This window comes from Bhargavaea cecembensis DSE10 (assembly GCF_000348905.1).
GTDB classification, from domain to species: domain Bacteria; phylum Bacillota; class Bacilli; order Bacillales_A; family Planococcaceae; genus Bhargavaea; species Bhargavaea cecembensis.
The window spans coordinates 334,143-347,582 of record NZ_AOFT01000002.1 but is presented as its reverse complement, the minus strand read 5'-3'; the positions used below and the strand labels follow the sequence as shown (position 1 = coordinate 347,582).

Sequence of the window (13,440 nt, the reverse complement as noted above, 5' to 3'; positions counted from 1 at the left end):
ATGGTAGTAGGTGATTTTCCAATTGAAACGGATACAATCGTTATCGGTTCCGGCCCGGGGGGATATGTTGCAGCGATCCGCGCAGCACAAACCGGCCAGAAGGTAACGATTGTAGAACGTGAAAATCTTGGCGGCGTGTGCCTGAACGTAGGCTGCATCCCGTCCAAAGCGCTCATCAGTGTCGGCCACCGCTTCGTCGAAGCACAGGGTGCGGACAACATGGGCATCAGCACCTCCGATGTGAAACTTGACTTCTCCAAGGCGCAGGAATTCAAAAACAGCGTCGTCAAGAAATTGACCGGCGGAGTCGAAGGCCTCCTGAAAGGCAACAAAGTTGAAATCGTACAAGGTGAAGCTTACTTTGCCGACGCCAACACAGTCCGTGTCATGGATGATAAATCCGCACAGACCTATAAATTCAAAAATGCGATCATCGCTACCGGGTCCCGTCCCGTCGAGATTCCTTCGTTCAAGTTCTCGAAGCGCATCATCGATTCGACCGGCGCACTGAACCTTGAGGAAGTGCCTGGCAAGCTGGTCGTTATCGGCGGCGGCTATATCGGCACAGAACTCGGGTCCGCGTATGCCAACCTGGGTTCCCAAGTGACGATTCTCGAAGGCGCGAAGGACATCCTTGCCGGCTTCGAAAAGCAGATGACGCAGATCGTCAAAAAAGGCCTGAAGAAGAAGGGCGTTGAAATCGTCACAGGCGCAATGGCGAAAGGCGCTGAAGAAACAGAAAACGGCGTCAAGGTCACCTACGAAGCGAAGGGTGAAGAACAGACACTCGAGGCGGATTACGTCCTCGTTACAGTCGGACGCCGCCCGAACACAGACGAGATGGGTCTCGAGGAAGCCGGCGTGAAATTCGGCGAGCGCGGCCTCATCGAAGTCGACCGCCAGGGCCGCACGAGCGTGTCCAACATCTTCGCAATCGGTGACATTGTCCCGGGCCCTCAGCTCGCCCACAAGGCGTCGTATGAAGGCAAAATCGCCGCTGAAGCGATTGCCGGCGAAAAATCGGAAGTCGATTACATGGCCATCCCGGCAGTGTGCTTCACTGATCCGGAACTGGCAACAGTCGGCCTGAACGAAGAACAGGCGAAAGCAGAAGGCTATGAAGTGAACGCGGGCAAGTTCCCGTTTGGTGCAAACGGCCGTGCGCTCGCACTGGATGCTTCCGACGGCTTCGTCAAGCTGGTTTCCCGCAAGGAGGACGGACTCCTTCTTGGTGCGCAGATTGTCGGTGCAGGCGCATCCGATATGATCGCGGAACTCGGCCTTGCCATCGAAGCGGGCATGACAGTCGAAGATATTGCCATGACCATCCACGCTCACCCGACACTCGGCGAGATCTCGATGGAAGCGGCGGAAGTCGTACTCGGCAACCCGATTCATATCCTGAAATAATCACGACAGCAAGAGAGCGGACTTTCCGCTCTCTTTTTTCGTTTCCTGAAACTCCCTTTGGCGGATTGTGCGGCGGGATCATGCGGTGATAGACTGATAGTAGGGAAGGGGTGGATTCACGAATGCTGCTTAAACTGAATTGGATGGCGGGCGCCGCACTGGCTGCAGCCCTGCTCGGCGGCTGCGCTGCCGAGGAGGATGCCGCAGACAGCGGAGCGGCGGATGACCAGGGCCAAATGGAAGAACAGACTGAAGAAACCACTGATGGCAAGAATGCAGATGGTGAATCAGCGGAAGAAAAGGCGGAAGATAAAGAGGAAGGCAGTGAGGGGAGCCAGGTGCCTGCCACAGCGGAGCCGGCGGAAGCGCTTTATGAGCTGAATGAAGCCACCTGGTCATTCCGGCCAATCGGTGACGCCGATCCGAAGGCGGCCCTGCTGACAATCGATGATGCGCCCGACAAGCATGCGCTTGATATGGCGAAGACCTTGAAGCAGCTGGATGCGCCGGCCATCTTTTTTGTAAACGGCCACTTTATCGATACCGATGAAGAAAAGGCAGTGCTGAAGGAAATTCATGAAATGGGATTTCCGATCGGCAATCATACGATGTCGCATCCCAATCTGAAGCAGATTCCCGAGGAGGCCCAGCGTGAGGAGATTCTGGGGGTCAATAAAATCGTGGAGCAAGTGACGGGGGAAAAGCCCAAATTCTTCAGGGCGCCCTTTGGAGTGAACACGGATTTCACCCGCCAGCTGGCAGCTGACGAAGGAATGCTCCTTATGAACTGGACATACGGCTATGATTGGGAACCGCAGTACCAGGACGGAGACGCCCTTGCCGACATCATGGTCAACACGGAATTCCTGAACAACGGAGCGAATCTGCTCATGCATGACAGGGAATGGACGGCTGCGGCCCTTCCGAAGATTGTTCAGGGCCTGCGCGACAAAGGGTACACACTGATCAACCCCGCAACCATCAAAATGCCGGAATCGGCCCAATAAAATGGAGAGCACCGGAATTTTTCCGGGCTCTCCATTTCTTATTCAGTGATATTACGAAATGATCGGCATCCTCTCTTTGATGACGAGGAGGTTTTGCAGCGTGTCATCTTCCGGCCCCTGGACAGGGAGGCCGGCTTCCATGTTCATCCGGATATAGTCGATGTTGTCCCGTGTGACGATTTCGCCGGGGATGACAATCGGGATTCCCGGAGGATAGACCATGATGAACTCGGCGGAAATCCGGCCCTCCGCTTCATCAAGGGGAATGGCTTCCGTCTGCGCGTAGAAAGCATCCCTCGGGGTGAGCGCAAGTGCCGGAATTTCCGGAAGTGCCACGAACGGCGGGGGTTCGGAGCCATCCGGTGCGAACGTCTCGGCCATCCTCTTAAGTGCATTGACCAGAAGGCTCACTTCTTTTCCGGTATCGCCGATGGTGAGGATGCACAGGATATTGTACAGGTCGGACAGTTCAACCTCGATGTTGGCGTTTTCCCGGAGCCAAACTTCTGCCTGGCTGCCGGTGATTGACAGATCCTTGACGCTGATCAGAAGCTTTGTCGGATCAATGTCGTAGGTGGCGGAACTCCGGATCAGTTCACGGCCGGGGCACCAGAGTCCCGGGATCTTATTGATCCGCTTTCTTGCATCCTTCGCAAGGCGGATCGTTTCATCCAGAAGGTCGCTTCCGTGCATGGCGAGCTGCCTGCGGGCGCAGTCAATCGATGCCAGGATCGGATACGAGGTGGACGTGGTTGTCAGCATCGACAGGATGGACTGGACCCGCTTGGTCGAAACCAGCCCTTCCCGGACATTCAGGACAGATCCCTGAGTCATCGCGCCGCCCAGCTTGTGGACGGAAGTGGCGGCCATATCGGCACCCGCCTGCATGGCAGATACGGGAAGGCTGTCATTAAAGTGGATATGGACCCCGTGCGCCTCATCGACCAGCACAGGGATGCCGTAGCCATGGCTGATGTCGACGATCCGCTCCAGGTCTGCACAGACCCCGTAATAGGTCGGGTTGATGACGAGCAGGCCCTTCGCGTCCGGATGGGCCGCCAGCGCTGTTTCCGCGGCTTCCGCAGAGATTCCGTGCGAGATGCCGAGTTCCGGATCGACTTCCGGATGGATAAAGACCGGAACGGCCCCGGCAAAGACAATTGCGGACATGATCGATTTATGGACGTTCCGCGGGACGATGATTTTGTCCCCGGGTTCACAGACGCTGAGGATCATCGTCATGATCGCACCGCTTGTCCCCTGTACGGAGAAAAAGGTGTAATCGGCCCCAAGCGCTTTGGCGGCCAGTTCCTGTGCTTTGTGGATGGCCCCCTTCGGGGAATGGAGATCATCAAGCGGGGCGATGTTGATCAGATCGACCGACAGGATGTTGTCTCCGGCAAATTCCCGGAATGCGGGATCCATGCCCCGGCCCTTTTTGTGGCCCGGAATATGGAATTGTATCGGATGACGGTTCCGGTGTTTCAGGAGCGCGTCGAATAATGGTGTTTCAAGCTGTGACAATCTGGAGCCCCCTCGTTCTTATGATGCAGGATTTCAAGGGGATATTATAGCACCGACTGCCATCAAATGTCACCGAAATACACGGCACGGTTCAACTTCTCCTTTCCATGCGATAAGATGGAAGCAAGGGGGGATTGACATGGAATGGAACACGAGGATCACTGAACTGCTGGGCATCCGCTATCCGATCATTCAGGGGGGACTGGCCTATCTTGCTTATGCCGATCTGGCGGCTGCAGTGTCTAACGCAGGGGGGCTCGGGCAGATTACTGCAATGAGCCTTCCCGGACCGGACGAGCTCCGCCGGGAAATCCGGAGGGTGAAAGAGATGACGGACAAGCCATTCGGGGTGAACTTTGCCATCGGCCAGCATGGGCGGCCCTATGAACACATGCTGGATGCGGCTGTCGAAGAAGGGGTCCCGGCAGTAACGATGACCGGGGGGAATCCGGCGCCGCTTCTGGAACGGCTGGAAGGGACCGGCATCCGGAAACTGGTGCTTGTCGCTGCGGTGCGCCAGGCACAGAAGGCGGAAAGCCTGGGAGCGGATGCTGTCATGGTGGTCGGCCAGGAAGGCGGCGGGCATCTCGGCCGGGACGATGTCGGCACGATGGTCCTTGTGCCCCGTGTTGTCGACAGCGTTTCGATTCCGGTGGTCGCTTCCGGAGGGATCGGTGACGGAAGGGGCTGGATGGCCGCGCACGCACTGGGTGCCGAAGGCATTGAGATGGGGACCCGGTTCATCGCCACACAAGAGTGCGTGGATGCATCCGATGCCTACAGGAAAGCGCTCATGGACGCTTCCGAAACGGGGACAAGCATCATCAAGCGCTCGATCGGTGCGCCGGCCCGTGTACTGAAAGGCAGCTGGACCGAGAAGATCCTTGAAATCGAGCAGGAGAATCCGACATACGAAGCACTGAAAACCTATATCAGCGGTGAGGCGAACCGGCGATTTATCCATGAAGGCCACGAGGATGAAGGATTCGGCTGGGCCGGACAGGTGGCCGGCCTCATCGAAGACGTGCCGACCGTGCAGGAGCTGTTCGACCGCATGGCGCAAGAAGCCGGACAGATCCGTGCAAGATGGGGCTCCGGCAAAAATGGGGAGGAATGAATGATGGCAAGTGAAGGCTATTCCTATCCGCTCCGGACGGACTGGTCGACAGATGAAATCATCGATGCAGTCAAGTTTTTCGAAGCGGTTGAAAAAGCGTATGAAAGCGGGATCAGGCGCGGGGAACTCATGAATGCCTACCGCAGATTCAAGGACATCGAGCCTTCGAAGTCAGGGGAAAAGAAGCTGTTTGCAGAGTTTGAGGAAGCGAGCGGCTATGCGGCCTATCCGGTCATCAAGAAGCTGAAGGATCTTCCGGATGAAGCAATCATAAAAGGAGCGGGGCGATAAGCCGGCGCTCCTTTTGTCTGCTTTTTTGTCCAAAGATGCTAAGCTGTTAAAAGGGCTTTGTTAGTAATTATAATTAATTTTTTATATCAAATGTCATATGTATAGCTTTTTTTATTACAGAATTATAAGACGCGTTACTCTTTTTAGGGTTACTTTAGATGTGTATTTGAAAAAGTAAAGGAATTAAATAGAAATATGCAGTACAATATTTACAAGGATTTGCGCAAATTCTAAAAAAAGTGATGAGAGGATGATTTTGGTATGAAGAAAATGTTATCGATCTTTTTTGCATTGTCCATGGTTCTAGCATTCAATTCCGAGGCTTATGCAGCAACGTCCGCTAGTGCAACTTTATATGCAAGTGAGACCAGTAAGTCAACCATTAGAATAGATGCTAGACAGCACGCAACTTATAACGTAGCTAATACAGGTAAATACAGCATTAGCTACAGAGTATTTAAAAATGGTGTAGCGGTGACTGGCTACAAATTTGTTTCTCCAGGGCAAAGAGCTTCCGGTAAACAGTTAACAGGAGGAACATCTGCCCAATATTCCGTTAGAATGTATTGTGAAAGTAGTTCAGGTACAGGTTGCACCGGTAATTCTGGTATCGTCGGTTTTTAATATATATAAAGAAAGACTCTTTCCTAATTGCCAGATCGTTTGAGGAACTGTATTTTCTGTAATTTAGAGAAGCCCCCACAACACCTTTTCATAAAAGGGTAGTGGGGGCTTTTTTAGATTCAAACATAATGATCTGCATATTATTTCTATCAGACTTAAAATGTTTATCTACAGTTCTCGTTAGCTATAAACCATCCTATAAAGTGGTACGAGCGTGTTGAACGTCTCATTGGCAAGCCGGTAAAACGCTTCTCCGTCGTCCAGCAGCGGGTCGCCTGCCGGAATCGTGCGGCCGATCAGCAGCTCGGCTTTCTTGACGGTGCGGAACCGTTCCAGCACAGCGTCCAGATCGATGCCGGTAACCGGATCGGCCCCTTTTTTCATATGGTCCTGCGAAATGACATACCCGTCCGGAATCGTCGCTTCCACCGTATCGATCCTGTCAAGGAAGCGCTGGGCGATGTTTGCTTTATCGGGAAGCTCGTAAATGAACGCAAGCCAGATAAACGCCCGGTCGTCGAACAGCCCGACCTGGAAATGCGGGTGTTTTTTATAGCCGCGTTTATCACCGGCAATCGCGAGCCATGTATCCTTCGGTGGGTTCACCGTGCGGCGTGCATGCTTGGCGATATGGAGATGCATTTCCTGTCCGAGGATCGCCGAGAGGTCGTCCGTCAGCTCTCCGCCAAGCTCGCGGAACTTCGGCCGGATACGTTCTTCGATGGCTTCCATCCGCTCGGCAAGACCCTCTATTCTAAATGTGTCGAAGTCTTCCTGGCTAAATCCGTTGAACTGCATTTTATTCACTTCCTTCGATTGAATGGTTGGTTGGTTCCTTTTTTGTCCGCACGTTTATTGTAACAAAAAACGGGGAACAATCTTTGCAACAGGACATCTCAACAAACCGCGCGGCAACTCCTGGAATGATGATCGAGATGACCAAAAAAATCCGTGAAAGGGTGCATAAGCATGAAACAAGTCATCCATGTGATCCGGAAAGCCGAAGTTGAAAAACAGTATATCAGCATGCTCAACCTGGAACTGGACTATGAACTCGCCACACTCTACGATGCCATGTCCCAGTCGGATGCCGACCAGAAGAAGAAAAGCAAGCAGCGACTCAAGGAGATTCACGCAGAGCTTGAAAAATATGAAGCGTTCAGGGCGAACTGACCGTCCGACGGCCAGGGACCGAGGGGATCCGGATTCATTCAAGCTTCATTGAATGATGCGGATCCCCTTTCAGTTATAATAGAAGAACGGCCTGCGGCGCAGGCGGGAAGGGGGAGCCCGATGGACTGGGGAGCAATTGACCGCTATGCAAAATCATTGATAAAAGAAGCAGGGCACCGGATCAGGGTGAGCTTTGCGGGAAAGATACAGATTGAGACAAAGGCGGATGCCAATGACCTCGTGACCGACATCGACCGGGAAATCGAGCAGTTCTTCATCTCGCGAATACGCCGGGATTTTCCCGGGCACCGGATACTCGGCGAGGAAGGGTTCGGCGATGATGTCAGCTCAGGTGAGGGAGTGGTCTGGATCCTTGACCCGATCGACGGGACGATGAACTTCATCCACCAGAGGCGCAACTTCGCCATCTCGCTTGGCATCTTCGCCGACGGGGTCGGAATGCTCGGATATATCTATGATGTGATGGCTGACGATTTTTATCACGCCTACCGCGGCGAAGGCGCCTACCGCAATGACGAGCGGCTGCCTGTCCTGGAACCGGTCACTGTCGACAAGGCCGTCATCGGCGTCAACGCCAGCTGGGTGGCACCGAACCGGTATATCGATCATGAAGCGGTCGGGCGCCTCGTTTCGGACTGCCGCGGGACACGATCTTACGGCTCGGCTGCGATCGAGCTTGCGCATGTCGCTGCCGGACGCCTCGATGCGTATCTTTCCATGAGGCTTGCCCCATGGGACATAGCCGGCGGATCCGTCATCATCCGGGAAGTCGGGGCCATTTCGACAAATCTCCGAGGCGAAGACCTGGACATGATTTCCAATGATACGTTCATCGCCGCCCGGCAAGGTCTGCATCAGTCGATATTGGACCAATATATCCGGCTGAAACAGACATAATAAAAGCGGAGCCCGGCATCGGGTTCCGCTTTTCCATCGATTGGGTAAAGACTTTATAGAAGTCCTTTGTCCCGCATGGCTTTTTTGGTTTTGAAGCCCATCCCCATGATGACGAAGAGCAGAATAATGCCGCCGATGATGCCGAGTACACTTTTCACACCGATGGCAAAGCCGATCGCGATCATCGAGAACAGCGCGGCAAGGGCGTATAAGATGAATACCCATTGAACATTTTTCATGAATGATTCCTCCGGAAACAGCTATTTTCGTCTCTTGGTAGTTATTAGATGACAAATGGCTTTCCTGTGATATAATAGCACAGTTATGAATCCGGCAACAGAAAAGTGAGTGAAACTATGACAAACCTTCGTCAAGATCTACGCAATATCGCCATCATTGCCCACGTTGACCACGGAAAAACGACACTAGTCGACCAGCTGCTGAAGCAATCAGGCATTTTCCGTTCGAATGAGCACGTTGATGAGCGCGCGATGGATTCGAATGACATCGAGCGGGAGCGGGGAATTACGATTCTCGCCAAAAACACCGCTGTCCAATATCACGACATCAAGATCAATATTCTGGATACGCCCGGCCACGCCGATTTCGGGGGCGAGGTCGAGCGGATCCTGAAAATGGTCGACGGCGTACTGCTTGTCGTTGACTCCTATGAGGGCACCATGCCCCAGACCCGTTTTGTACTGAAAAAAGCCCTGGAACAGAATCTGAAGCCAATCGTTGTCGTAAACAAAATTGACAAAGATGCTGCCCGCCCCGAAGAAGTGGTCGATGAAGTGCTTGAACTCTTCATCGAACTGGATGCAAACGATGAACAGCTGGAATTCCCGGTCATCTATGCTTCCGGAATCAACGGAACTGCTAGCCTCTCGCCGGATCCTGCAGATCAGGGAGAAAATATGCAGGTGCTGTTCGAGTCGATTCTGGAAAATATTCCGGCACCTGCCGACAACCGTGAGGAGCCCCTTCAGTTCCAGGTGTCACTGCTTGATTACAATGACTATGTCGGCCGGATCGGTATCGGCCGGGTGTTCCGCGGTACGATGCATGTCGGCCAGCAGGTCGTCCTCATGAAAAACGACGGAACGCTGAAAAACTTCCGGATCACCAAAATGTCCGGGTTCATGGGTCTTAAACGGGTTGAAATCGAGGAAGCCTATGCAGGGGACCTCGTGGCCATTTCCGGTTTTGAAGACATTGACGTAGGCGAAACGGTCTGCCCGGTCGACCATCCGGAGGCGCTGCCTGCCCTTCATGTTGACGAGCCGACGCTCCAAATGACATTCCTTGTCAACAACAGCCCGTTCGCCGGACGGGAAGGCAAGTGGGTCACTGCCCGCAAGATCGAAGAACGTCTTGAGCAGCAGCTCCAGACGGACGTCTCGCTCCGTGTCGACCCGACAGATTCTCCGGATGCCTGGATCGTATCGGGCCGCGGGGAACTGCACCTGTCAATCCTGATCGAGAACATGCGCCGGGAAGGATATGAGCTCCAGGTGTCCAAGCCTGAAGTCATCGTCCGTGAAATTGACGGTGTCCGCTGCGAGCCGGTCGAACGCGTCCAGATTGATACACCGGAAGAGTACACGGGTTCTGTCATTGAATCACTCGGGGAGCGCAAGGGCGAAATGCTCGACATGGTCAATAACGGCAACGGCCAGGTACGGCTTGTATTCAACGTGCCGGCACGCGGCCTGATCGGCTACACAACCGAGTTCATGACCATGACACACGGCTACGGCATCCTGAACCATACATTTGACAGCTATCAGCCAATGCAGAAGGGCCGGATCGGCGGACGCCACCAAGGGGTCCTCGTCTCAATGGATAACGGTACGGCTTCGCCATATGGTATACTTCAGGTGGAAGACAGGGGAACGATCTTCGTCGAGCCGGGCACGGAAGTGTATGCCGGCATGATCGTGGGCGAACACAGCCGGGACAATGACCTGACTGTCAACGTCACGAAAGTGAAGCATGCGACCAACGTGCGGTCTGCGACGAAGGACCAGACAACCACTCTGAAAAAGCCCCGGATCATGTCGCTCGAGGAAGCGCTCGAATACCTCAGTGACGATGAATATTGCGAGGTCACGCCGAAGTCCATCCGTCTCCGCAAAAAGCTCCTGGACAAAAACGAGCGGGAGCGGGCAGCAAAAAGGAAAAAGCTGGCGGAGCAGGACGCGTAACCGAATCCGAAAGGAATGTCCATTTTGCAAGAGGAGCAAGTATTCGGAAGAATGTCGGCCATCTCCCGCTATGTGTATGAAGCGATGCCATCTTTCACTTCAGCGGGATATGTCCTGTTCTTCATCATTTTCGCCTTATCGGCCCTCGTGTATTATCTTGGATTTGCGAAGAAGCTGAAACCCTGGCAGAACGTGGTCATCTATCTTTTCCTGTTCCTCGGATGCCTGGTCCTCACATTCCTCGCGTTTTTCCTTCCGATTGTGGAAGGGCTGATTGTTGCGGCACTGATCCTGATCATCTACAGGATCCGCCGGGTCAACGACGACAAAAACGAACAAAAAGATTCCACGCCCGTGTGAGCGTGGAATCTTTTTTTGTATTCTGCCAGGGGTATTGGAGACGGAAGTGCAGACAACGGGGCTTCCGTTTGATTGCATCCACACCAGGTTTATCTAACCAGAAACTTTTTCTCGGTAAGCCGCATGGGGATTGAAGCGAAGGGCCCGAGACTCCTGCGGGAAAAGCCGCACATAAGCCAGTACGAAGACTGGCGTCTGCGCCCACAAGCGAAGCGTTGGGCAGCAGGCAAGCAGGACGGAGTCGAGGGCTAGGCGCCGGCCCGCGGAACGCGAGGGCCCGCAGCGGAAATCCGGTGGATTTCAGTACACACAAGTGACTCGGAAAACAAAAAGTAGCTGCAGACAAAGAAAGAAGTCCCCGCTTTGTCTGCAGCTATAAGGTCTGTTGTCCACCGCTTAAAATTCTTCCTCCGATGATTCGGAGGAGCGGCGGAAAATGAATTTTCCGGTGGCGAGCCGCTCCGCAGTTTTTTCCGCGATGCGGTCGTGGCACTCCCTGCACATATACGTATGGATCGGCCGGTTACGGATGCGCTTGGCCTCCGGGGAGTCATCCGGGATTTCTTCTTCTCGGTCGCACATCACGCAGCGCACATGCATGACTCCACCTCCTCAGACAAATGTGATGGAGCGGATTCCCTTGATCGGGGCTTCCAGATTCGAGCCATCAGGCAGAATGAGGAATGCAGGGCCTTCTTCACCGAGCGGCTTGCCGTCCCGGCTGAATTGGAACAGCATTCCGTAAGCTTCTTCGATCGGGAAGCGGTGCTCGCCTCCATCCTTGTCGGCGAAGACCACGGCTTCCGCATCTTCTTCCGCCTCTGCGTTCTTCAGGAACGGTTCGAGTGCAATGCCGAATGTGCCGGTGAGCAGCTCCTGCTTCTTGAACTTCCTTGCCGGTTTCTCCAGCTCTTCCTGGGTCTTCGCGCCTTCCATCAGTTCGCGGGACCAGTGTTTGGACGTCGATTTGATGTAGTCGCCCATTTTATCATCCGCTACTTTTTCTTCTGTGAAATACGTATTCAGGTCAAGTTTCCGGTCATCGAAGATCCAGGTGGTCGGATCCAGCGAGATGCGGTACTTGCACTTTCCCTGTATCGGAATGATCAGCATCTTGTATCTCCTCCAGTTTGTCGCATGTTCAGTTTACAGCAAAGCGGGCTCCTGCAAAAGGGGAAACCTCTGCCGATGAGAAGCGTCTATATGAAGGGTGCTTGCAATTTCTGCTCCTAAAAGATAAACTCTAATAGATATACTGTAGCAGAAAACCTGCTGATGGGGGCGGCTTCATGGATACAAATGTTCAACCGGCGTATCATGAAAAGGCATTGGAACTTCTTCAGGCGGATGCGGAAAAGATCGCCCAGCTGATCAAAGTTCAGATGGATCATTTGACGATGCCGCAGTGCCCTCTGTATGAAGAAGTGCTCGATACACAGATGTTCGGGCTTTCCCGCGAAATCGAGTTCGCAGCAAAATTGGGCCTGATTGAACGTGAACAGGGAAAAGAGATTCTGGCTTCCCTGGAGCGCGAACTGTCGATTTTGCATGATGCATATACGAAGAAATAACGCAAAAAACTCAAACTCGTTTGCCGGTTTGAGTTTTTTGTTTAGAAGAAAGATTGAGGGATTCGATGAAAGCATACTTGAAGCGATACATCCGGAATTTTGATTTTCCGCTCTTTTTCGTTTATCTTGCACTTTGCCTGTTCGGGCTTGTGATGATCTACAGTGCGAGCATGGTCTGGGCTGTTAACCGCTACGGATTTGATGCGGACCATTTCTACAAACGGCAGCTGGTCAATCTCGCTGTTGCGCTGCCTGCCCTTGCGCTCGGTGCGATTATCCCGTTCAAGCATTATAAGCGGAAAGGGTTCATGGCGCTGATGCTGTTTGTCACGTTCGCCCTGCTTTTTACGGTCCACTTTATCGGGTTCGGCGATGAAGCGGGGGCGAGAAGCTGGATCGACCTGGGGCCGATCAACCTCCAGCCTTCCGAAGTGGCTAAAATTGCCTTCATCCTGTATTTCTCCGGTTTTTTCGCGAAGAAACTGCAGCAGAACGCCATCAATGATTTGAACAACTCGGTGTTTCCACCGGTTATCCTGCTCGCGTTTGCCGTTTTGTCGATCATGATGGAAACCGATATCGGGGCGACCATGATTTTGTTGGTCACCTCCGTTTCCGTCATGGCCGCAAGCGGCATGAGGCCCAAGACATTCTTCAAGTTCTCAGGCCTTGCGATCGCAGCCGCATTCCTCTTCGTTCTTGTCGCAGTCCTGAGCGGCAAGCAACTGCTGACTGATGGACGGCTTGCCAGGCTGACCACATTCATGGATCCGTTTGAAGATCCGCTCGGCTCCGGGTTCCAGATTATAAATGGGTACCTGGCAATCGGAGCGGGCGGGCTGAAAGGACTCGGACTCGGCCAGTCTGTCCAGAAAATGGGTTATCTTCCGGAGCCGCAGACCGACTTCATTATGGCGATCATCTCTGAAGAACTTGGAATCCTCGGCGTGCTGATTGTCGTGGGCGGTCTTGGCTTTATCGTGATGCGGGCCATCAGCCTCGCGCTCAAGACAAAAAATCCCCAGGCCCGCATGATTGCGGCGGGCATCGGGAGCCTCATCGGTTTTCAGACGTTCGTCAATCTCGGCGGGATGACGGGTCTGATGCCTCTGACCGGTGTTCCGCTTCCGTTTATAAGCTATGGCGGAACCTCATTAATCCTGTTATCATTTTGTATAGGGATACTGTTGAATGTATCCATGTTCGTCAGGAACGAAACAAGATCATGATGAAGGAGA

The 13,440-nt window shown here is 53.4% G+C and carries 16 protein-coding genes; 11 read left to right on the top strand and 5 right to left on the bottom strand.

Annotated features, from left to right (window positions below; genetic code table 11):
• Together lpdA and C772_RS03335 are read left to right on the top strand one after the other, a co-directional pair.
• Entirely contained in the window at positions 1–1,410 is a 1,410-nt protein-coding gene (lpdA, locus tag C772_RS03340; protein WP_008297408.1) for a dihydrolipoyl dehydrogenase, read from the top strand.
• A 122-nt stretch (positions 1,411–1,532) separates the two neighbouring features.
• Positions 1,533–2,417 (top strand): polysaccharide deacetylase family protein, encoded by an 885-nt coding sequence (locus C772_RS03335; RefSeq protein WP_008297407.1) that lies wholly within the window; start codon positions 1,533–1,535, stop codon positions 2,415–2,417.
• A gap of 51 nt (positions 2,418–2,468) precedes the next feature.
• On the opposite strand, the gene C772_RS03330 is transcribed toward C772_RS03335, so the two are convergent.
• Positions 2,469–3,941 carry an aminotransferase class I/II-fold pyridoxal phosphate-dependent enzyme gene (locus C772_RS03330; RefSeq protein ID WP_008297406.1) on the bottom strand — a complete coding sequence of 491 codons (1,473 nt, stop codon included), beginning with the start codon at positions 3,939–3,941 and terminating at the stop codon, positions 2,469–2,471.
• Between the two features lie 139 nt (positions 3,942–4,080).
• Between C772_RS03330 and C772_RS03325 the strand changes: the two genes are divergently transcribed.
• From C772_RS03325 to C772_RS16490, 3 genes are all read left to right on the top strand, one after another.
• Entirely contained in the window at positions 4,081–5,058 is a 978-nt protein-coding gene (locus C772_RS03325; protein WP_008297405.1) for an NAD(P)H-dependent flavin oxidoreductase, read from the top strand.
• Positions 5,059–5,349, top strand: a complete 291-nt coding sequence (locus C772_RS03320) for a UPF0223 family protein (protein ID WP_008297404.1) — start codon at positions 5,059–5,061, stop codon at positions 5,347–5,349. It begins immediately after the preceding gene.
• Positions 5,350–5,610: 261 nt separating this feature from the next.
• The gene (locus tag C772_RS16490; RefSeq protein ID WP_152419676.1) at positions 5,611–5,973 is read left to right on the top strand and encodes a hypothetical protein; all 363 of its coding nucleotides are present in this window, start codon (positions 5,611–5,613) and stop codon (positions 5,971–5,973) included.
• A gap of 180 nt (positions 5,974–6,153) precedes the next feature.
• Here the strand turns inward: C772_RS16490 and C772_RS03315 are convergent, their stop codons facing one another.
• Positions 6,154–6,771, bottom strand: a complete 618-nt coding sequence (locus C772_RS03315) for a YktB family protein (RefSeq protein WP_008297403.1) — start codon at positions 6,769–6,771, stop codon at positions 6,154–6,156.
• Between the two features lie 171 nt (positions 6,772–6,942).
• Between C772_RS03315 and C772_RS03310 the strand changes: the two genes are divergently transcribed.
• On the top strand, positions 6,943–7,146 hold the full coding sequence (locus C772_RS03310; protein WP_008297402.1) for a hypothetical protein: 204 nt from the start codon (positions 6,943–6,945) through the stop codon (positions 7,144–7,146).
• A gap of 120 nt (positions 7,147–7,266) precedes the next feature.
• Positions 7,267–8,064 carry an inositol monophosphatase family protein gene (locus C772_RS03305; protein WP_008297401.1) on the top strand — a complete coding sequence of 266 codons (798 nt, stop codon included), beginning with the start codon at positions 7,267–7,269 and terminating at the stop codon, positions 8,062–8,064.
• A 53-nt stretch (positions 8,065–8,117) separates the two neighbouring features.
• Here the strand turns inward: C772_RS03305 and C772_RS03300 are convergent, their stop codons facing one another.
• Positions 8,118–8,303, bottom strand: coding sequence for a YlaF family protein (locus C772_RS03300; protein WP_008297399.1), 186 nt, complete (start codon positions 8,301–8,303; stop codon positions 8,118–8,120).
• A 117-nt stretch (positions 8,304–8,420) separates the two neighbouring features.
• Between C772_RS03300 and typA the strand changes: the two genes are divergently transcribed.
• Together typA and C772_RS03290 are read left to right on the top strand one after the other, a co-directional pair.
• Complete coding sequence (gene typA, locus C772_RS03295) at positions 8,421–10,271, top strand: translational GTPase TypA (protein ID WP_008297396.1); 1,851 nt, start codon at positions 8,421–8,423, stop codon at positions 10,269–10,271.
• Positions 10,272–10,322: 51 nt separating this feature from the next.
• Positions 10,323–10,631, top strand: coding sequence for a YlaH-like family protein (locus C772_RS03290; RefSeq protein WP_008297394.1), 309 nt, complete (start codon positions 10,323–10,325; stop codon positions 10,629–10,631).
• A gap of 396 nt (positions 10,632–11,027) precedes the next feature.
• Here C772_RS03290 and C772_RS03285 read toward each other — a convergent pair whose 3' ends face one another.
• Positions 11,028–11,231 (bottom strand): YlaI family protein, encoded by a 204-nt coding sequence (locus C772_RS03285; RefSeq protein WP_008297393.1) that lies wholly within the window; start codon positions 11,229–11,231, stop codon positions 11,028–11,030.
• Positions 11,232–11,243: 12 nt separating this feature from the next.
• Positions 11,244–11,744, bottom strand: coding sequence for a hypothetical protein (locus C772_RS03280; RefSeq protein ID WP_008297391.1), 501 nt, complete (start codon positions 11,742–11,744; stop codon positions 11,244–11,246).
• A gap of 176 nt (positions 11,745–11,920) precedes the next feature.
• Here C772_RS03280 and C772_RS03275 point away from each other — a divergent pair, with 176 nt between their 5' ends.
• Positions 11,921–12,202: a YlaN family protein gene (locus tag C772_RS03275; RefSeq protein ID WP_008297390.1), complete on the top strand. Its 282-nt coding sequence runs from the start codon at positions 11,921–11,923 to the stop codon at positions 12,200–12,202.
• 65 nt (positions 12,203–12,267) lie between these two features.
• Entirely contained in the window at positions 12,268–13,431 is a 1,164-nt protein-coding gene (locus C772_RS03270) for an FtsW/RodA/SpoVE family cell cycle protein (protein ID WP_008297389.1), read from the top strand.
• The last annotated feature ends 9 nt before the right edge of the window (positions 13,432–13,440 follow it).